This window comes from Streptomyces sp. NRRL B-24572 (genome assembly GCF_002156145.1).
Taxonomy (GTDB): Bacteria; Actinomycetota; Actinomycetes; order Streptomycetales; family Streptomycetaceae; genus Streptomyces; species Streptomyces vietnamensis.
In genome coordinates this window covers 1-18,547 of record NZ_MWIG01000511.1, presented here as the reverse complement: position 1 = coordinate 18,547, position 18,547 = coordinate 1, and the positions used below count along the sequence as shown (strand labels likewise).

Genomic DNA, 18,547 nt, shown 5'->3' with positions numbered 1-18,547 from the left:
CCAGTCGCTCGCGCGGCCGCAGGCCCCGCAGTGGACGGTGACCCATTCGTCCGCCCAGTTCCGGTGCGTGATCGGCTCCGCGGCCGCGCCCGCCGTCACCGGTGGCGCGACGGGGCTCCCGCACGCGCAGGGGAAGACGGGTGGCGCGTACGCCTGCGTGCGCAGGCATTCCGGACAGCGCACCGGTACCGACTCGCCCACAGCCCAACCCCCTGTCGTTCCGCCCCATCGTCCACCCATCCGACACCCCGGGGGAGGGTGTTCGGCCACTTCCGTGATCCCGGCGGGCGGACTTCTCTTGACGGTTCTCCGCAGCCCGACCTACATTGCTTCCGTATAGCAGAACAGCATTTCCGCATTACGGAAACAGGCGGTCGGGCCTCCCGAGACGGGGCTCCGCCTGGATCCGCCCGGCCGAAGCAGGAGCACTCCCATGCCTCGTATGACCGCCGCCGCAGCGGCCGTTGAGATCCTCAAGCGCGAAGGCGTCACCCAGGCGTTCGGCGTCCCCGGCGCGGCGATCAACCCCTTCTACCGCGAGCTCAAGAACGTCGGCGGCGTCAACCACACGCTCGCCCGCCACGTCGAGGGCGCGTCCCACATGGCCGAGGGCTACACCCGCGCCAAGGCCGGCAACATCGGCGTCTGCATCGGTACGTCCGGCCCCGCCGGCACCGACATGATCACCGGCCTGTACTCGGCCATCGCGGACTCCATCCCGATCCTCTGCATCACCGGCCAGGCCCCGGTCTCGAAGCTCCACAAGGAGGACTTCCAGGCCGTCGACATCGCCTCGATCGCCAAGCCGGTCACCAAGGCCGCGACGACCGTCCTGGAGGCCGCGCAGGTCCCGGGCGTCTTCCAGCAGGCCTTCCACCTGATGCGCTCCGGCCGTCCCGGCCCGGTCCTCATCGACCTGCCGATCGACGTCCAGCTGACCGAGATCGAGTTCGACCCGGAGACCTACGAGCCGCTGCCGGTCTACAAGCCGTCCGCGACCCGCGCGCAGGCCGAGAAGGCGCTGAGCTTCCTCCTGGAGGCCGAGCGCCCGCTGATCGTCGCCGGCGGCGGCATCATCAACGCCGACGCGTCCGACCTCCTCGTCGAGTTCGCCGAGCTGACCAACATCCCGGTCATCTCCACCCTCATGGGCTGGGGCACCATCCCGGACGACCACGAGCTCGCCGCCGGCATGGTCGGCGTCCAGACCGCGCACCGCTACGGCAACGCGACCTTCCTGGAGTCGGACACCGTCATCGGCATCGGCAACCGCTGGGCCAACCGCCACACGGGGTACAACCTGGAGGCGTACACCAAGGGCCGGAAGTTCGTCCACGTCGACATCGAGCCCACCCAGCTCGGCAAGATCTTCGCCCCGGACTACGGCATCGCCTCCGACGCCAAGGTCGCCCTGGAACTCTTCATCGAGATCGCCAAGGAGTGGAAGGCCGCCGGCAAGCTGCCGGACTTCTCCGCCTGGGCCGCCTCCGCACAGGAGCGCAAGGCCACCCTCCAGCGCCGCACGCACTTCGACAACATCCCGATGAAGCCGCAGCGCGTCTACGAGGAGATGAACAAGGCCTTCGGCCCGGAGACCCGCTACGTCACCACCATCGGTCTCTCCCAGATCGCGGCCGCGCAGTTCCTGCACGTCTACAAGCCGCGCCACTGGATCAACTGCGGCCAGGCCGGCCCGCTCGGCTGGACCATCCCGGCCGCCATCGGCGCCGCCACCGCGCAGCCGGACGTCCCGGTCGTCGCGCTCTCCGGCGACTACGACTTCCAGTTCATGATCGAGGAGCTGGCGGTCGCCGCCCAGCACAAGGTCCCCTACGTCCACGTCCTCGTGAACAACGCCTACCTCGGTCTGATCCGTCAGGCGCAGGGCGGCCTCGGCATCAACTTCGAGGTCAACCTCGAGTTCGAGAACATCAACACCCCGGAGATCGGCGTCTACGGCGTCGACCACGTCAAGGTCGCCGAGGGCCTGGGCGTCAAGGCGATCCGCGTCACCGACCCGGACAAGCTGGGTGAGGCGCTGGAGGAGGCCAAGAAGCTGGCCGTCGAGCACCAGGTCCCGGTCGTCGTCGAGGCCATCCTGGAGCGCATCACCAACATCGCCATGAGCAAGACGGTCGACATGAGCGACGTCACCGAGTTCGAGGACCTGGCCACCGAGCCCGGCCACGCGCCGACCGCGATCAAGGCCCTGAAGGTCTGATTCACGGCGTCGTGAGACGACCCCCGCCCCGAGGAGCACCGGGGCGGGGGTCTCCCTGTGCCGCCACCAGGACCGCGCCCGCCTCCGTCCACTCGTACAGGACCGAGCGGCCCGCCCGCCCCCGCCGTACGAGCCCGGCGTCGAGCAGGACCTTCAGATGCCGGCCGACCGAGCCGAGCCCCTGCCCCGTGAGCGCCACCAACTGGCTGGTGGACAGCGGGGATCCGAGCCGTACGAGCACTCCGGCGCGGGCCGTCCCGAGCAGGGCCCCCAAGGCCTCCGGCACCGCCGGACCGGCCGCGTCCGCGAGGGCTCCCGCGCAGGCGTAGACGATCGCGTACCGCTCCGTCCCCTCCCACGACACCCAGCCGGTCGCCGGCGTCACCGGGACGAACAGCAGGCGCCCCCGGTCGATCGAACGCGGCGGATAGTCAAGGGTGTTGACCTGGAGCCGGCCGTCGCCCAGCCAGCGCATCCTCCCCGGGCACAGCTCGTCGAGCGCCGCCGCCCAGCCGCCCCGGCCGAGCATCGCCGTCCGCGCCACCACGTCGGCCTCCAGGATCCGCCGCCGGCGCCCCCACTCCGGCCGTACCGTCTCCCGCCACACCCAGCCCAGTACCTTCGCGAGCCGCTCCGGCAGATCGCGCGCCGAGCACAGCGGCTCCGGCACCGGTCCGCCGATCGCCACCGCCAACTGGTTCACGGCGTCGGCCGGTTCGGCCGCCCGGACGGCCTCGACCTCCTCCTCGAAGCTCCGCTCGCGGTCGCCCAGCGGGGTCGGGGTGAGGAAGTCCGCGTTCCAGGTGGGCCCGATCGCCGCCCGTACGAGCAGCGCGTCGAGCGGCTCGGCCGCGAGCCGCTCCCGGTACGCGGGCAGGTGCCGGCCGAGCCAGGCGCGCTCGCCGGGGTGCGCCGCCGCCCCCTTGTGCAGGGTCTTCAGCGAGGCGATCGTCTCCGCGAGCGGAGAGAAGACGAACGAGCTCTCCGCCAGGGTGTCCGTGCCGATCTGCCACCAGCCCATGTTTCGCCTCCCCGCGAAACATTACCGGTGGTCCCCGCGCCCTCCGAGACTCCGCTCCATGCCCCGTTACCGCTCTCTCTTCCGCACGCCCGAATTCACCCCGCTCTTCCTCACCGGTGCCGCCCACACCGCCGCCCAGACCGTCGCCGGACTCGGTCTCGCCACGCTCGTCTACCGCGCGACCGGGTCCCCGTTCCTCTCCGCCCTGGCTCTCTTCGGCCCCTCGCTCGCCCAGCTCCTCGGCGCGACCACCCTGCTCTCCGCCGCCGACCGGCTGCCGCCGCGCACCGCGCTCTTCGGCATCGCCCTCTTCTTCGCCCTCGGCACCGCCGTCCTCGCGATCCCCGCGCTGCCGACCTGGGCGGCCTTCGTGATCCTGTTCGCCGAGGGGCTCGCGGCCTCACTGGGCGGCGGGGTGCGCTACGGGCTCCTGAACGAGATCCTCCCGCGCGAGGAGTACCTCCTCGGCCGCTCCGTGACGAACATGGCCGGCGGCGCCTTCCAGATCGGCGGCTTCGCCACCGGCGGGCTCCTCGTCGCCCTGCTCTCGCCCCGCGGCGCGGTCCTCGCCGGCGCCGGGCTCTACCTCGCCGCCGCCCTGGCCGCCCGCCTCGGCCTCGGGGCGCGCCCGCCCCGCGCGGCCGGGCGGCCGTCGGTCGCCGAGACCTGGCGCACCAACGGACGCCTCCTGGCCGTACCCGCCCGCCGCCGCGCCTACGTCGCGCTCTGGGTGCCGAACGGCCTGATCGTCGGCTGCGAGTCGCTCTTCGTGCCGTACGCCCCCGAGCGCGCCGGGCTCCTCTTCGCCTGCGGCGCGCTCGGGATGCTGGCCGGGGACACCGCGATCGGCCGCTTCGTACCGGCGCGGCTGCGCGAACGGATCCGCTTCCCGCTCCAGGCGCTGCTCGCGGCCCCGTTCCTGCTGTTCGCCCTCGACCCGGTACTGCCCCTGGCGGCCGTCCTCGTGACCGTGTCGGCGGTCGGGTACGGGGCGAGCCTGCTGCACCAGGAGAAGCTGATGACCCTGGTGCCGGACGAACTGAGCGGCCACGCCCTCGGACTGCACACCTCGGGGATGCTCGCGCTCCAGGGCGTGGGCGCGGCCCTGGCCGGCACCCTCGCCCAGTACACGTCACCGCGCACGGGAATGGTGCTGCTCGCCCTCGCCTCGCTCGCCGTGACGTTCCTGCTGGCCCGGGCGGACGCGACGGGAGATGTTCAGGTGGCGGCGGGGCGCGGGTGAAACGGTACGGCGACGTCCGCCACGTGCTCGCCCGGCTCGGCGGTGGCCCAGTTCGGGTAGTACACCTCCCGGTCGGAGCCGCCGCGGGCGTGTCCGTGCTCGGCGAGCCACGCGCCGACGGCGTCGTGGGCCGCGGCCATCACCGGGTGGCCCTCCTGCCGCTTCGTCAGGGCGGTGTACGCCTCACGGTGGGCGGGCTCGATGCGCACCCCGATCCGTTCCGTCGGTTCGACGGCGTCGCACGTGGGGGCGCAGACCTCGACCGGGCCGTCGGAGTCCTCGCTCACCAGGCCGTGGTAGACGGCGAAGAGCGGCCCGGACAGGCCCGCTCCCGCCCGGCGCAGGTGGGCGAAGAGCGACCCGCCCGCCTCGGCGAGGAAGCCCGGCAGGCCGGCGGCGGTCACATGGCGCTGGATGGACAGCACCCTCTGCTCGGGCACCTCGCGCTCGGCGATCTCGTACATGGCCGGGCTCCCGCCGTTCAGGACGTCCCGGGTGTAGCGCACCACGTCCCGGCGGGCCGTGTGCGCGGACTCCTGTTCCCGCCAGTACGCGTCGAGCAGCCGCACCGGCTCCGCACCGTCCGCGTCGAGAACGGCAGCGATCCGGTCCAGCGGCATGCCGGTGGCGCGCAGCAGGGCGATGCGGCGGGCCCGCTCGACCTGGGCGAGGCCGTAGCGGCGGAACCCGGTCCGCGGATCGACCCGGGCGGGCGACAGCAGCCCCCGGGCCCCGTAGAGCCGCAGCGCCTTGGGGCTGAGCCCGGTCCTGGCCGCGAGCTCCCCGATGGTGATCAAGTCCTTCTGCATCCGGCCACTGTGCTCTCTGCCCCTGGGGCAGGGGCAAGCCGGGGAAAAGAGGAAGAGCGCGGAACCAGGGACCGTAAACCTGGTTCCGCGCTCTCCGGCTTGTGACCGCCCGACGGCACGAGGCTGGCGCGACAGGACGTTCGCGTCGCCGGGCGGAGTCTGGGGGCCCCTCGGAAGGGGGCGTTCATCCCCTCGGAAGGGGGGGCGTTGGGACCGCGGCGGTGCCGACGGGCGCCGTGGCGGTTCCCCTTCCTTCAGGTCAAGAAGGGGGCCCGGCGTCCTTACCACCGCACTGGCTCGGAGCCGCCGCGGTCCTCACGCTTGTCCGGTTCGCCGACCACCCCTCATCCGGGCCGGCGATCCGGACCACGTACGGCGCTGACCTCCCGTCAGTTGCCGTACGCAGTCTGGGTGCTGCTGTGCGGTCAGTCCTCGCGCAGGGCCTCGACGGCCTCGCGGACGCGCTTGCCGTAGTCGGCGTCGGCGGCGGCGAAGTGCGCGAGGTTCTTCTCGATGACGTCCTCGCGGGACACCTGGGACAGACCGCCGGCGATGTTGGCGATCAGGCGCTTCTTCTCGTCCTCGGACATCAGGCGGTAGAGCTCACCGGCCTGGAAGAAGTCGTCGTCCTTGGTGTGCTGCGGCGCCTCGTGGGTGCCGGTCCAGCCGTGGATCGCGAGCGGCGCGGAGAGCGCGGCGTCGGTCTGGGCCGGGCCCTGGTACGAGTTGGGCTCGTAGTTCTTGTCGTGACGCGAGCCGTTGCGGGTGGCCATGAAGCCGTCGCGGCCGTAGTTCTCGGCCACGGTCGCCTTGGGGGCGTTCACCGGGAGCTGGGTGTGGTTCACACCGAGGCGGTAGCGGTGGGCGTCCGCGTAGGCGAAGAGGCGGCCCTGGAGCATCTTGTCCGGCGAGGGGCCGATGCCCGGCACGAAGTTGTTCGGGGAGAACGCGGCCTGCTCGACCTCGGCGAAGACGTTGTCCGGGTTGCGGTCGAGGACCAGGCGGCCCACGCGCTGCAGCGGGTAGTCGGCGTGCGGCCACACCTTGGTGAGGTCGAACGGGTTGAAGCGGTAGTCCGCGGCCTCGGCGGCCGGCATGATCTGGACGTACAGGGTCCAGCTCGGGTTCACACCGCGCTCGATGGCCTGGAGCAGGTCGGTCTGGTGCGAGTTGGCGTCCTTGCCGACGAGCTCGGCGGCCTGCTCGGCGGAGAGGGAGCGGATGCCCTGGTTCGTCTTGAAGTGGTACTTGACGAAGAAGGCCTCGCCCGCCTCGTTGGTCCACTGGTAGGTGTGCGAGCCGTAACCGTTCATGTGGCGGTACGAGGCCGGGATGCCGCGGTCGCCCATGAGCCAGGTGATCTGGTGGGTGGCCTCGGGGGCGTGCGCCCAGAAGTCCCAGACGTTGTCCGGCTCCTGCTTGCCCGTGAAGGGGTCGCGCTTCTGCGAGTGGATGAAGTCGGGGAACTTGATCGGGTCCTTGATGAAGAACACCGGGGTGTTGTTGCCGACGAGGTCGTAGTTGCCCTCTTCGGTGTAGAACTTCAGGGCGAAGCCGCGGGGGTCGCGGACCGCGTCCGCGCCGCCGAGCGAGTCGGCCACGGTGGAGAAGCGGATGAAGGTCTCGGTCTTCTTGCCGACCTCACCGAGGAAGTTCGCCTTGGTGTACGCGGTGACGTCGTCGGTCACCTCGAAGTAGCCGTACGCGCCGGAACCGCGGGCGTGCACCACGCGCTCCGGGATCCGCTCACGGTTGAAGCGCGCGAGCTTCTCCAGCAGGTGCTGGTCCTGGAGGAGGAGAGGGCCACCGACGCCGGCGGTGGCGGAGTTCTGGTTGTCGGCGACGGGGGCGCCGGACTCGGTCGTAAGCACGCGCTTCGACATCGTGACCTTCCGTACGGGAGCTCTGCTGACGGTGCGAGGAGCGTAAATTCGGCTCGAACAGCACGTCAACAGTTTGTTGAAAATGAAGTGTGGTGTTCCGGTCGGCGGCGACGCCTGGGCGCGACAGGACAGGTTGTCAGCGCCGCCGCCGACCGGAAATCAGGGGCCCCGGGAAGGGGCTGGGGCCTGGCCCGGAAGACAGGCCCCAGGGGTCAGACCTGCTGGCCGGAGAGGCGCTCGACGGCGCGCAGCAGGGCCGAGTGGTCCAGGCCGCCGTCACCCTGGGCGCGCAGCGAGGCGACCAGCTGGGCGACGACCGCGCCGACCGGGAGGGCCGCACCGACGTTGCGGGCGGCGTCGGTGACGATGCCCATGTCCTTGTGGTGCAGGTCGATCCGGAAGCCGGGCTTGAAGTCCCGGTTCAGGAAGTTGTCCTTCTTGCGGGTCAGGACGGTCGAGCCGGCCAGACCGCCGTTGAGGACGTCGAGGGCGGCGTTGAGGTCCACGCCCGACTTCTCCAGGAAGACGACGGCCTCGGCACAGGCCTGGATGTTGACCGCGACGATGAGCTGGTTGGCGGCCTTCACCGTCTGGCCGGAGCCGTGCGGGCCGCAGAGGACGATCGTCTTGCCGAGGGCCTCGAGGATCGGGAGGGCCTCGTCGAAGTCGGCCTGCTCGCCGCCGACCATGATGGAGAGCACGGCCTCGATGGCGCCGGCCTCGCCGCCGGAGACCGGGGCGTCGATGACGCGGATGCCCTTCTCCTTGGCGTTCTTCGCCAGGTCGACCGAGGTCTGCGGGGTGATCGAGGACATGTCCACGATCAGCGCGCCCTGCTTGGCGTTCTCCAGGATGCCCTCGGGGCCGTAGGAGATGGCCTCGACCTGCGGGGAGGCGGGCACCATCGTGATGATGACGTCGGCGTCCTTGACGGCCTCGGCGATCGAGCCGGCGGCGGTGCCGCCGGCCTTGGCCAGACGGTCCAGCTTGTCCTGCTCCAGGGTGAAGCCGGTGACCGAGTAGCCGGCCTTGAGGAGGTTCTCGGACATGGGGGAGCCCATGATGCCGAGGCCGATCCACGCGATCTTGGGAAGAGTGCTCATTGGGGAGGGTCCTTCTCTGAAGCTTCGTACGAAAAGGTCGGGGGTCGCCTGGCGGAACGCCCGGACTTACTTGGCCGGGCGGGCCTCGGCGGGCAGCCACTCGAAGGAGGCGGCGGCGTCGGCGGCCTTGTACTCCAGGCCGACCCAGCCGTCGTAGCCGGCCTTCTTCAGCTCGTCGAGGAGCTGCTCCAGGGGGAGCTCGCCGGTGCCCGGCGCGCCGCGGCCCGGCTTGTCGGCGATCTGCACGTGGCCGGTCTTGTCGGCGTACTGTGCGATGACCGCGCTGACGTCCTCGCCGTTCATGGCCAGGTGGTAGATGTCGAGCAGGAACTTCGCGTTCCCGAGGCCCGTGGCGGCGTTGACCTTGTCGACGATCTCGATCGCGGAGGGGGCGCTCACCAGCGGGTAGAGCGGCGACTCCGGCTTGTTGAGGGTCTCGACGAGGAGGATCGCGCCGATCCGGTCCGCCGCGCGGGCGGCCAGGACCAGGTTCTCCAGGGCGAGGGTGTCCTGGATCTGCGGGTCGACGCCCTCGACGCGGTTGCCGTAGAGCGCGTTGAGCGCCTTGCAGCCGACCGAGGCGGCGAAGTCGGCGGCCACCTCGATGTTGGCGCGGAAGCGGTCCGACTCTTCCCCGGGCACGGAGAGGGCTCCGCGGTCCGGGCCGGGGAGCTGCCCGGCGTAGAAGTTCAGGCCCACCAGCTGGGTGCCGGCGTCCTCAAGGGCCTTCTTGAGGGCGTCGAGCTCGCTCTGCTCGGGGGTGGCGGTGTCGATCCAGGGCCACCACAGCTCGACCGCGGTGAAGCCCGCCGCGGCGGCGGCCGCGGGGCGCTCCAGGAGCGGGAGTTCCGTGAAGAGGATCGACAGGTTCACATCGAAGCGCTGGTCCGTGTATCCCATGAGGGGCGGCGCTCCTTCCGTATTGCGGAAGTAAGTTTCTGTCTGACGGAATGTTGCAAGGGGGTTGCCCCACTTGTCAAGAGGTCCCCGCAGGTCCGGGGCTCCCGCAGGCCGGGGCGGGGCCGTAGCGTGGGGCCATGGAGCGTTTGAGAGTGGAGTTCACGACCGAGCCGTTCGACCTCGACGAGGCGCCGGCGCACGCGGTCGTGGCCCGTGAGGTCATCCAGTCGGCCGGGCTGGACGCGGTCGACGTCGGCCCCTTCGGCAACACGGCGGAGGGCGGCGCCGACGCGGTGCTCGCCGCCGTCGACGCCCTGCTGCGCAAGTCGCTCGCGGCCGGTGCCACGCGCGTCTCGCTCCAGGTCAACGTGATCGGGGAGGGCGAGAAGTGAGCGAGCACCCCTTGGTGGCGGCGGTGAAGCCCCTGGTGGACGCCATGGGCGCCGAGCTGCTCGTCCCCGCGCAGGCGGAGGGCGACGACGTCGTCCTGTCCTGGGAGGGGGAGGACGTGCTCGCCGTGCGCCTGCCGCAGCTCTCGGACTCCCTGGACCGCATCCTCGCGGCGATGGAGCGACGGCACGGGATGCCGCTGGCCGAGCTGGACCGCAAGGCGAAGCAGGAGGTCGTCCGGATCCTGGAGGCACGGGGTGCCTTCTCCGTGCGCCACGGAGTGGAGACGGTGGCGGGCGCCCTCGGTGTCAGCCGCTTCACCGTGTACAACTACCTGAACAGGGAGACCGCCCTGAACAGGGAAAAGGCCGCCAAGGGCGAGTAGTTGATCATGTCTGACCGGGAGCCGTCGTCCAGATGTCGGGACGACGGCTTTTGTGTGGCCGAGTTTTCAACAAAGTGTTGACGTTGTGTTGCGGAGGGCGTTAGCTATCCGCAGCCCGTTCGACGCACAGCGAAAAACAGCCACGGAGGCTTCCCGTGACTTCAGGTACGACACCGGGTCTGACCCGGTTCAACACCTCCTCGGACAGCGAGGCCGTCGCCGCGCTCCATGAGGTGTGTTCCAGTTCGGCGTGGGGGAGCAAGCTGCTCGCCCAGCGCCCGTTCTCCACCGCCGAAGCCCTCTTCCTCGCCAGCGACGCCGCCATGGCCGAGCTGACCGCCGAGGACCTGGCCGAGGCGATGGCGGGGCACCCGCCGATCGGTCGTCCGAAGGAAGGGGACCCGACCTCCTCCCGCGAACAGAGCGGGATGGCCGGCGCCTCCGCGGAGCTCAAGGCCGAGATGCTCGAACTCAACCTGGCCTACCAGGACAAGTTCGGTCATGTCTTCCTCATCTGCGCCACCGGCAGGACCGGCGAGCAGATGCGCGACGCGGTCCGGGAGCGGATCGGCAACTCGCCCGAGACGGAGCGGGAGATCGTCCGCACCGAACTGGGCAAGATCAACCGCATCCGGCTGACCCGTCTCGTGGAGACACCCGAGTCCTCCGAGACCTCCGAGACCCCCGAGGAAGCGAGCTCCCGATGAGCACCGACACCACCGCCTCGGTGTCCACACACATCCTGGACACCAGCATCGGCCGCCCGGCCGAGGGCGTGACCATCACGCTCGCGGCCCGCAGCGGCTCCGGCGCGGAGTGGGTCACGCTCGGTGGCTCCGCCACCGACGCGGACGGGCGCTGCAAGGACCTGCCGGCGCTGCCGGAAGAAACCACCCACGTGCGTCTCGACTTCGAGACCGAGACGTACTTCGCCAAGAAGCAAGCCGAGGCGCAGCAGGACGCCCCCCGCGTAAGGGACAGCGGTGCGTTCTTCCCGGAGGTGGCGATCACGTTCGCCGTCAAGCCGGGCGAGCACTACCACGTACCGCTGCTGCTCAACCCGTTCGGCTACTCCGTTTACCGAGGGAGCTAGCAGACATGCCCACGATTCTCGGCCAGAACCAGTACGGCAAAGCAGAGAACCGCGTCGTCAAGATCACGCGGGACGGCGCCACCCACCACATCAAGGACCTGAACGTCTCCGTCGCCCTCTCCGGTGACCTCGACGACGTCCACCTCACCGGCTCGAACGCCAACTGCCTCCCCACCGACACGACGAAGAACACCGTCTTCGCGTTCGCCAAGGAGTACGGCATCGAGTCCGCCGAGCAGTTCGGCATCCACCTCGCCCGCCACTTCGTGACGAGCCAGGAGCCGATCAAGAAGGCGCGGATCCGGATCGAGGAGTACGCCTGGGAGCGCATCGCCTCCTCCGACGCCAACTCCAAGTTCATCGGCGCCGACGAGGTCAACCACTCCTTCGCCCGCAAGGGCCAGGAGACCCGGGTCTCGCAGATCACCTACGACGGCGAGAAGTGGGAGGTCATCTCCGGCCTCAAGGACCTCGTCGTCATGAACTCCACCAACTCGGAGTTCTGGGGCTACATCAAGGACAAGTACACCACCCTCCAGGAGGCGTACGACCGCATCCTGGCCACCCAGGTGTCCGGTCGCTGGCGGTTCAACTGGACCGACGACGACCAGCGCATGCCCAACTGGGAGCGGTCCTACGAGCAGACCAAGAAGCACATGCTCGAGGCCTTCTCGGAGACGTACTCGTACTCCCTGCAGCAGACGCTGTACCAGATGGCCACGCGCATCATCAACCACCGCTCGGAGATCGACGAAGTCCGCTTCTCGCTCCCGAACAAGCACCACTTCCTGGTGGACCTCGAGCCCTTCGGCCTGAAGAACGACAACGAGGTCTACTACGCCGCCGACCGCATGTACGGCCTCATCGAGGCCACCGTCCTCCGCGACGGAGCCACGGCGCAGATCCCGGTCGACATGACCAACCTCTAAGCGGCATCCGCGTCACCGGCCCCGTCCGCCCGCAGTGGGCGGGGCCGGTGCACCGGACCGGAGGGAACAACAATGGCTCAGCCTGCAAAGGGGCCGGCACCCGCCGAAGGCCCGTGTTCCACCCCGTCCACCACCACCTCGGCCACGGCCGAGTGCCATCCGGTGGACGAGAAACTCCCCGCCTCGCGGCTCGTCCCCGCGGCACTCCAGCACATCGCCGCCATGTACGCAGGCGTCGTCACCCCTCCGCTCATCATCGGCCAGGCCGTCGGTCTCGACGCCGCCGGAATGACCCGGCTCATCGCGGCCAGCCTGCTCATCGCCGGCTGCGCGACCCTCCTGCAGACCCTCGGCCTCGGACGCTTCGCCGGCAACCGGCTCCCGTTCGTCAACGCCGCCTCGTCCGCCGGCATCGCCCCGATGCTCGCCATCGCCGAGACCAGCGCCCCCGGACACCAACTCCCCGCCATCTACGGCGCGGTGATGGTCGCCGGAGTCTTCTGCCTCGCCGTCGGACCCTTCTTCGGCAGGCTCCTGCGCTTCTTCCCGCCGCTCGTCACCGGCGTCGTGATCACCCTCATCGGTGTCACCCTGATGCCGGTGCCCGTCAGCTGGGCCCAGGGCGGCGACAAGACCGCCGCCGACTTCGGCGCCATGAAGTACCTGGCGCTCGCCGGTTTCACGCTCGTCGTCGTCCTGCTCTTCCAGCGCTTCGGCAAGGGCTTCGTCAAGCAGATCGCCCTGCTCCTCGGCCTGCTCATCGGCACCCTCGCCGCGATCCCCTTCGGGATGGCCGACTTCAGCGCCCTGCGCGAAGCGCCCGTCGCGGCCCTGCCCGCCCCCTTCGCCTTCGGCGCCCCCGAGTTCCAGCCCGCCGCGATCCTCTCCCTGTGCATCGTGATGCTGGTCCTCATGACCGAGTCCAGCGCCGGCATGCTCGCCCTCGGAGAGATCTGCGAGCGCCGCAGCGACGGGAAGACCATCACCCGCGGCCTGCGCACCGACGGCATCGCCACCCTGCTCGGCCCCGTCTTCGGCGGCTTCCCGACCTCCGCCTTCGCGCAGAACGTCGGCGTCGTCTCGCTGACCCGGGTCCGCTCCCGGTACGTGGTCGCCGCCGCCGGCGGAGCCCTGCTCGTCCTCGGCGCCTTCCCCGTCCTCGGCGCGGTCGTCTCCATGGTCCCGATGCCCGTCCTCGGCGGCGCCGGCATCGTCCTCTTCGGCTCGATCGCGGTCAGCGGCATCCGTACCCTCTCCGAGGCCGGACTCGACGACAGCTCGAACATCATCCTGGTGGCCGTCGCGCTCGGAGCGGGCATCATCCCGCTCGCCGCGCCCACCTTCTACGCCGGCTTCCCCGCCTGGGCGCAGACGGTGCTCGGCTCCGGCATCAGCGCGGGCGCGCTCGTCGCCGTCCTGCTGAACCTCTTCTTCCACCATCTCGGCACCCGGAGGCGTCACGCGGCTCCGGCACTCAAATCCTCCTAGGGTCCTGCCGTGCCCGAACCATCCCCGAGGAATGAAGGAAGCACCGCCATGGCAGCACCTTCGGCAGCCCAGCGCATCGTCATCGAGAACGCGGCGATCGCGACCGTCGACGCGAACGACACCGAGTACGCCTCCGGGTACCTCGTCGTCGCCGACAACAAGATCGAGTCCCTCGGCGCCGGCAAGGCGCCCGAGGGCCTGGAGAACGTGGTCCGCAGGATCGACGCCACCGGTCATCTGGTGACGCCCGGCCTGATCAACACCCACCACCACTTCTACCAGTGGATCACCCGAGGTCTGGCCACCGACCACAACCTCTTCAACTGGCTGGTCGCGCTCTACCCGACGTGGTCGCGGATCGACGAGTCGATGGTCCGCGTCGCCGCCCAGGGCTCCCTGGCGATGATGGCCCGCGGCGGTGTCACCACGGCCATGGACCACCACTACGTGTACCCGCAGGGCTCCGGCGACCTCTCCGGCGCCATCATCGGCGCGGCCGCCGACATGGGCGTCCGCTTCACCCTGGCCCGCGGCTCCATGGACCGCAGCGAGAAGGACGGCGGCCTGCCGCCGGACTTCGCCGTCGAGACCACCGAGGGCGCGCTCGCCGCGACCGAGGAGACGGTGCGGAAGTACCACGACGCCTCCTTCGACGCGATGACCCAGGTCGCCGTCGCCCCCTGTTCGCCCTTCTCCATCTCCACCGAGCTGCTCCGCGAGGGCGCCGCGCTCGGCCGCCGTCTCGGCGTGCGCATGCACACCCACGGCTCGGAGACCGTGGAGGAGGAGAAGTTCTGCCACGAGCTCTTCGGCATGGGCCCGACGGACTACTTCGAGTCCACCGGCTTCCTCGGCGAGGACGTGTGGATGGCGCACTGCGTCCACATGAACGACTCCGACATCGAGGCCTTCGCCCGCACCAAGACCGGTGTGGCGCACTGCCCGTCCTCCAACGCGCGCCTCGCCGCCGGCATCGCCCGCGTACCGGACATGCTCAAGGCGGGCGTCCCCGTCGGCCTCGGCGTCGACGGCACCGCCTCCAACGAGTCCGGCGAGCTCCACACCGAGCTGCGCAACGCGCTCCTCATCAACCGACTCGGCGCCCACCGCGAGGCCGCGCTCAACGCCCGCCAGGCCCTGCGCCTCGGCACCTACGGCGGCGCCCAGGTCCTCGGCCGCGCCGACAACATCGGCTCCCTCGAAGCCGGCAAGCTCGCCGACTTCGTCCTCTGGAAGATCGACGGCCTCGGCCACTCCTCGATCGCCGACCCGGTCACCGCCATCGTCTTCGGCGCGGCGGCCCCGGTCACCGCCTCCTTCGTCAACGGCAAGCAGATCGTCGAGAACAACCGACTGCTGTTCGCCGACGAGGAGCAGATCGCGCGTGACGCGCGCGCGGAGGCGCAGCGCCTGGCCCGCATCGCGGCCGGCAGCTGACCCTCCCCATGGAGTCCGACCGAGGGGGACGGCCCTCGGTCGGTCGCCGCGGACCCGAGCGGGGCCCGCGGCAGCCCGACCGGGTGGTGCCGTACGCAGAAGACGTACGGCACCACCCGGGACGGTGAAGTCCGCCCGCACCCCCACACGGGCACCCGTCCCCGCGCCGCACCCCCTCCGTGCGCACCCAGCTCCACCCTCTTCACCCCGCACCGAGCCGCACCTCCTGCACTTCGCACCGCATCGCACCACCTCCCTGAACCCCTCGTCGCCGCCGACGTGTAACCGACCGGAGGAACCGCCGTGGCCGCCCAGCCCCAGGTTCGCAATGCAACCGATGAAGGCTCCGCTCCCGAAGACCTTGAGAAGCACCCGGTCGACGAGACGTTGCCCCCTCTCAAGATGCTCACCAGCGGCCTTCAGCACGTCGCCGCCATGTACGCGGGCGTCGTCGCCCCGCCCCTGATCGTGGGAGCGGCCGTAGGCCTCTCCGGCACCGAGCTCACCTTCCTCACCGGCGCGAGCCTCTTCACCGCCGGGCTCGCCACCTTCCTGCAGACGCTCGGGGTCTGGAAGATCGGCGCCAAGCTGCCGTTCGTCAACGGCGTCACCTTCGCCGGTGTCGCGCCGATGCTGGCGATCGTCAACACCACCGAGAACAAGGCGGACGCGCTGCCCGTGATCTTCGGCGCGATCATCGTCGCCGGACTCCTCGGCTTCGCCGCCGCCCCCTTCTTCTCCCGGCTCGTGCGGTTCTTCCCGCCGGTCGTCACCGGCTCCGTGATCACCCTCATCGGCGTCTCCCTCCTCCCGGTCGCGTTCGGCTGGGCCCAGGGGCCCAATCCCAAGGCCGAGGACTACGGTTCGACCACGTACCTCTCGCTCGCCGGCATCACGCTCGTCGTGGTCCTGTTGCTCCGCCGCTTCACCCGCGGCTTCCTCAAGCAGGTCGCGGTCCTGGTCGGCCTCGTCATCGGCACGCTCATCGCCATACCGTTCGGGGTCACCGACTTCTCCCCGGTGAAGGAGGCCGACCTCGTCGGCTTCCCGACCCCCTTCCACTTCGGTGCCCCGCAGTTCGCCCTCGCCGCGATCGTCTCCATGTGCGTGGTCATGCTGGTCTCCATGACCGAGTCGACCGCCGACATGCTGGCGCTCGGCGAGATCGTCGAGCGGCCCGCCGACGCGAAGACCATCGCGGCCGGACTGCGCGCCGACACCCTCGGCTCCGCGCTCAGCCCGCTCTTCAACGGCTTCATGTGCAGCGCCTTCGCGCAGAACATCGGCCTGGTCGCCATGACCAGGATCCGCAGCCGCTTCGTCGTCGCCTGCGGCGGTGGCTTCCTGGTCCTCTTCGGCCTCTCGCCGGTCGCCGCCTCGCTCATCTCTGTCGTGCCCCGGCCGGTCCTCGGCGGCGCGGGCGTCGTCCTCTTCGGCTCGGTCGCCGCCAGCGGCATCCAGACCCTGGTCAAGGCCGGCCTGGAGAAGGACAACAACGTGCTGATCGTGGCCGTCTCGCTGGCCGTCGGCATCATCCCGATCACCAAGCCGGAGTTCTACCACGCCTTCCCGGAGACCGCGAAGATCATCCTGGACTCCGGCATCTCCACCGGCTGCGTGGCCGCCGTCCTGCTCAACTTCGTCTTCAACCACCTGGGCAGGGGCCGCGACGCCGACGAGGTCACCGCGCCCATGGAGCCCGGCGGGGAGATCTCCGGCACCGCCGGCGCGAAGGCGGCGCACGCCCACTGAACCCGCTCCTCGTCCCACCGCCCGCCCCGGTCCCCGCGCACGCCGCGAGGCCCGGGGCCGTGGTGCTGGTCAACCCCAACACCTCCACCGCCACGACCGCGATGATGACCGCCATCGCCCGCCGCTCCCTGGGGCCCGCCCTCCCCGTCCGGGGCGTGACCGTCGCCCGGGGCCCGCGCATGCTCACCGACCCGGACGCCCTGCGTGCCGCCGCCCCCGAGGTCCTCGCCGCCGGCCTCCGCGCCACGGCCGGGGGCGACTGCGCCGCCCTCCTCGTCGCCGCCTTCGGCGACCCGGGCCTGGCCGAGCTGCGCGCGGCGACCGGCACGACGAGCACGGCCGGCACGGCCAGCACGACGAGCACGGCCGGGGCGACGAGCACGGCCAGGGCGGCCGGGGCAGCGGGGTCGCCCGGGCCTGTCGGGACGGCCGGGGTGACCGGGGCAGCCGCAGTCCCGACGGCCGGGGCAGCCGGAGTCCGGGCTGCCGGATTCCCGGCGGTCGGAGCGACCGGAGTCCCTGCCGCCGGAGTCCCGGCCGCAGGGATCCCCGTGGTCGGCATCGGTGAGGCGGCGCTGCTGGAAGCGGCCGCCGCCGGGACCCCCTTCGGCATCGCCACCACCACCCCGCTCCTCGCCGATGCCATCCACGCGCGCGTGACCGCCCTCGGACTCGCCGACCTGTGCACCGGCATCCGCCTCACCGCCGGCGACCCCGAACGGCTCTCCGCCGACCCGGTGCTCCTCCTCGACCGGCTCGAGCGTGCCGTTCGCGCCGGCGCCGAACGGGACGGGGCCCGCGCCGTCGTCATCGGCGGCGGCCCGCTCGGCGAGGCGGCCGAGGAGCTCCAGGCCCGCTGCGCGGTCCGGGTCGTCGCCCCGATCCCGGCGGCCTGCCGCGCGATCGCCCGCCTGCTGACGGCCTGACGGCCGTCGGCGGCGCTCACCGCTCCACCGCGATCCGGCGGCGGCACTCCCGGGCCAGCGAGGGGTAGGCGGCGGCGATCGCCTCGTACAACCGCTGCCGCAGCAGCCGTTCGGCCTCGCCCCGACCGGTCTCCCCGTACAGCCCGTCGAGCAGTGCCTCGTACCGCGACAGGGCGTGCCGCAGATAGTTCACCTGCCACCGCACCAACGCCCCGGCAGGGTCCGGCCCGGGGCTCCGGGCCCCCAGCAGGTGCCGGTGCCGCACCGCCCGCCGCTCCAGTTCGGGTCGGGGCAGCAGAGGCACTTCGATCGGCTCCGCGCGGATCGCCGTCAGGACGGCGGCCCGTCGCCGCTCGGCGTGGGCTCCGGAGGCCGAGGTCCGGCAGAGCGCGGCCGTCTCGGCGAACTCGGGCGTCCGCTCCACCGCCTCCACCCGGGCCAGGAGATAGAGCCGCACGGGCGCGAGGGACCAGCGGCGCGGATCGCGCCCCTGCACGTCGGGCGTGCCGAGCAGGTCCCGCACCATCGCGTCGGTCCAGCCGCGCCGGCGCACCCCGGCGAGCGTCACATAGGTCGTACGGTCCGTCATGATTCCCCCTGATTCGACTACGGAGCGTGACGATTCCAGTGAAGCGCACCCCACTGACAGCGCCCCCTTGTCGAGTCGCCGCCGACTGTGCGATATAGGTCTGGACCTTTTCGACGGACGGAGGCCGGCCCATGCAACGCCCCCTCGCCGCAAGCCTGTTGACCACACTCATGCTCGCCCTCACCGCCTGCTCCAGCGCCGCCGCACCCGCGCCGAAGGACACCCGGGCCCCCACCGCCCCCACCGGAGTCACCGCCACCGCCGGCAGCGCCGGCACCGTCCACGTCATGTGGAGCGCGGCCACCGACGACCGCGCCGTCACCGGATACGCCGTCTACCGCGAGGGCCGCAAGGTCAAGGACCTCCCCGCCACCACCC

At 71.1% G+C, this 18,547-nt stretch carries 17 protein-coding genes and 2 pseudogenes; 12 read left to right on the top strand and 7 right to left on the bottom strand.

The genetic code is table 11. From position 1 onward, the window contains the following. Positions 1-201 (bottom strand): annotated as a pseudogene (locus tag CCN56_RS43935) (hypothetical protein); the annotation flags it as partial. 232 nt (positions 202-433) lie between these two features. Between CCN56_RS43935 and gcl the strand changes: the two are divergent. Next, positions 434-2,221, top strand: a complete 1,788-nt coding sequence (gene gcl, locus CCN56_RS28395; RefSeq protein WP_086830853.1) for a glyoxylate carboligase — start codon at positions 434-436, stop codon at positions 2,219-2,221. A gap of 1 nt (position 2,222) precedes the next feature. Here gcl and CCN56_RS28390 read toward each other — a convergent pair whose 3' ends face one another. Beyond that, a complete protein-coding gene (locus CCN56_RS28390) occupies positions 2,223-3,242 on the bottom strand; it encodes a helix-turn-helix transcriptional regulator (RefSeq protein ID WP_086830852.1) in 1,020 nt (339 codons plus the stop codon). 58 nt (positions 3,243-3,300) lie between these two features. Here CCN56_RS28390 and CCN56_RS28385 point away from each other — a divergent pair, with 58 nt between their 5' ends. Beyond that, entirely contained in the window at positions 3,301-4,485 is a 1,185-nt protein-coding gene (locus CCN56_RS28385) for an MFS transporter (protein WP_086830851.1), read from the top strand. On the opposite strand, the gene CCN56_RS28380 is transcribed toward CCN56_RS28385, so the two are convergent. From CCN56_RS28380 to CCN56_RS28365, 4 genes are all read right to left on the bottom strand, one after another. Further along, positions 4,461-5,294, bottom strand: coding sequence for a MerR family transcriptional regulator (locus tag CCN56_RS28380; RefSeq protein ID WP_086830850.1), 834 nt, complete (start codon positions 5,292-5,294; stop codon positions 4,461-4,463). The genes CCN56_RS28385 and CCN56_RS28380 overlap by 25 nt on opposite strands. Positions 5,295-5,719: 425 nt before the next feature. Then, a complete protein-coding gene (locus CCN56_RS28375) occupies positions 5,720-7,177 on the bottom strand; it encodes a catalase (protein ID WP_086830849.1) in 1,458 nt (485 codons plus the stop codon). A gap of 212 nt (positions 7,178-7,389) precedes the next feature. Then, positions 7,390-8,280 (bottom strand): 2-hydroxy-3-oxopropionate reductase, encoded by an 891-nt coding sequence (locus tag CCN56_RS28370; protein ID WP_086830848.1) that lies wholly within the window; start codon positions 8,278-8,280, stop codon positions 7,390-7,392. Positions 8,281-8,346: 66 nt separating this feature from the next. Beyond that, positions 8,347-9,180 carry a TIM barrel protein gene (locus tag CCN56_RS28365; RefSeq protein ID WP_041131940.1) on the bottom strand — a complete coding sequence of 278 codons (834 nt, stop codon included), beginning with the start codon at positions 9,178-9,180 and terminating at the stop codon, positions 8,347-8,349. Between the two features lie 137 nt (positions 9,181-9,317). On the opposite strand from CCN56_RS28365, the gene CCN56_RS28360 reads away from it, so the two are divergent. The 9 genes from CCN56_RS28360 (at position 9,318) to CCN56_RS28320 (ending at position 17,580) form a co-directional block, all read left to right on the top strand. Beyond that, positions 9,318-9,572, top strand: coding sequence for a thiamine-binding protein (locus tag CCN56_RS28360; protein ID WP_086830847.1), 255 nt, complete (start codon positions 9,318-9,320; stop codon positions 9,570-9,572). 44 nt (positions 9,573-9,616) lie between these two features. Beyond that, positions 9,617-9,955, top strand: coding sequence for a helix-turn-helix domain-containing protein (locus CCN56_RS28355; protein WP_086830854.1), 339 nt, complete (start codon positions 9,617-9,619; stop codon positions 9,953-9,955). Positions 9,956-10,110: 155 nt separating this feature from the next. After that, positions 10,111-10,662 carry a 2-oxo-4-hydroxy-4-carboxy-5-ureidoimidazoline decarboxylase gene (gene uraD, locus CCN56_RS28350; RefSeq protein ID WP_086830846.1) on the top strand — a complete coding sequence of 184 codons (552 nt, stop codon included), beginning with the start codon at positions 10,111-10,113 and terminating at the stop codon, positions 10,660-10,662. After that, entirely contained in the window at positions 10,659-11,048 is a 390-nt protein-coding gene (gene uraH, locus CCN56_RS28345; protein WP_086830845.1) for a hydroxyisourate hydrolase, read from the top strand. The genes uraD and uraH overlap by 4 nt, the downstream gene beginning before the upstream one ends. 5 nt (positions 11,049-11,053) lie before the next feature. Beyond that, positions 11,054-11,977, top strand: coding sequence for a factor-independent urate hydroxylase (gene pucL / locus CCN56_RS28340; RefSeq protein ID WP_086830844.1), 924 nt, complete (start codon positions 11,054-11,056; stop codon positions 11,975-11,977). Between the two features lie 72 nt (positions 11,978-12,049). Continuing rightward, on the top strand, positions 12,050-13,465 hold the full coding sequence (locus CCN56_RS28335) for a nucleobase:cation symporter-2 family protein (protein WP_086830843.1): 1,416 nt from the start codon (positions 12,050-12,052) through the stop codon (positions 13,463-13,465). Positions 13,466-13,513: 48 nt separating this feature from the next. After that, complete coding sequence (locus CCN56_RS28330; RefSeq protein WP_086830842.1) at positions 13,514-14,902, top strand: 8-oxoguanine deaminase; 1,389 nt, start codon at positions 13,514-13,516, stop codon at positions 14,900-14,902. A gap of 402 nt (positions 14,903-15,304) precedes the next feature. Continuing rightward, entirely contained in the window at positions 15,305-16,654 is a 1,350-nt protein-coding gene (locus CCN56_RS28325) for a nucleobase:cation symporter-2 family protein (protein WP_373412908.1), read from the top strand. Positions 16,655-16,713: 59 nt separating this feature from the next. Then, positions 16,714-17,580, top strand: a complete 867-nt coding sequence (locus CCN56_RS28320) for an aspartate/glutamate racemase family protein (RefSeq protein WP_086830840.1) — start codon at positions 16,714-16,716, stop codon at positions 17,578-17,580. Positions 17,581-17,596: 16 nt separating this feature from the next. Here the strand turns inward: CCN56_RS28320 and CCN56_RS28315 are convergent, their stop codons facing one another. After that, positions 17,597-18,169, bottom strand: coding sequence for a hypothetical protein (locus CCN56_RS28315; protein ID WP_086830839.1), 573 nt, complete (start codon positions 18,167-18,169; stop codon positions 17,597-17,599). Between the two features lie 131 nt (positions 18,170-18,300). Here CCN56_RS28315 and CCN56_RS28310 point away from each other — a divergent pair. Beyond that, positions 18,301-18,547 (top strand): annotated as a pseudogene (locus tag CCN56_RS28310) (hydrolase); the annotation flags it as partial.

Excerpts from the sequence above, each read along its gene's own strand:
- CCN56_RS28360 (WP_086830847.1), top strand. The coding sequence starts at position 9,318 with ATGGAGCGTTTGAGAGTGGAGTTCACGACCGAGCCGTTCGACCTCGAC.
- CCN56_RS28355 (WP_086830854.1), top strand. The coding sequence starts at position 9,617 with ATGGGCGCCGAGCTGCTCGTCCCCGCGCAGGCGGAGGGCGACGACGTC.
- CCN56_RS28380 (WP_086830850.1), bottom strand. The coding sequence starts at position 5,294 with ATGCAGAAGGACTTGATCACCATCGGGGAGCTCGCGGCCAGGACCGGG.
- CCN56_RS28365 (WP_041131940.1), bottom strand. The coding sequence starts at position 9,180 with ATGGGATACACGGACCAGCGCTTCGATGTGAACCTGTCGATCCTCTTC.
- CCN56_RS28385 (WP_086830851.1), top strand. The coding sequence starts at position 3,301 with ATGCCCCGTTACCGCTCTCTCTTCCGCACGCCCGAATTCACCCCGCTC.
- CCN56_RS28330 (WP_086830842.1), top strand. The coding sequence starts at position 13,514 with ATGGCAGCACCTTCGGCAGCCCAGCGCATCGTCATCGAGAACGCGGCG.
- CCN56_RS28375 (WP_086830849.1), bottom strand. The coding sequence starts at position 7,177 with ATGTCGAAGCGCGTGCTTACGACCGAGTCCGGCGCCCCCGTCGCCGAC.
- uraH (WP_086830845.1), top strand. The coding sequence starts at position 10,659 with ATGAGCACCGACACCACCGCCTCGGTGTCCACACACATCCTGGACACC.
- CCN56_RS28335 (WP_086830843.1), top strand. The coding sequence starts at position 12,050 with ATGGCTCAGCCTGCAAAGGGGCCGGCACCCGCCGAAGGCCCGTGTTCC.
- CCN56_RS28370 (WP_086830848.1), bottom strand. The coding sequence starts at position 8,280 with ATGAGCACTCTTCCCAAGATCGCGTGGATCGGCCTCGGCATCATGGGC.
- CCN56_RS28315 (WP_086830839.1), bottom strand. The coding sequence starts at position 18,169 with ATGACGGACCGTACGACCTATGTGACGCTCGCCGGGGTGCGCCGGCGC.
- gcl (WP_086830853.1), top strand. The coding sequence starts at position 434 with ATGCCTCGTATGACCGCCGCCGCAGCGGCCGTTGAGATCCTCAAGCGC.
- CCN56_RS28390 (WP_086830852.1), bottom strand. The coding sequence starts at position 3,242 with ATGGGCTGGTGGCAGATCGGCACGGACACCCTGGCGGAGAGCTCGTTC.
- pucL (WP_086830844.1), top strand. The coding sequence starts at position 11,054 with ATGCCCACGATTCTCGGCCAGAACCAGTACGGCAAAGCAGAGAACCGC.
- CCN56_RS28325 (WP_373412908.1), top strand. The coding sequence starts at position 15,305 with ATGCTCACCAGCGGCCTTCAGCACGTCGCCGCCATGTACGCGGGCGTC.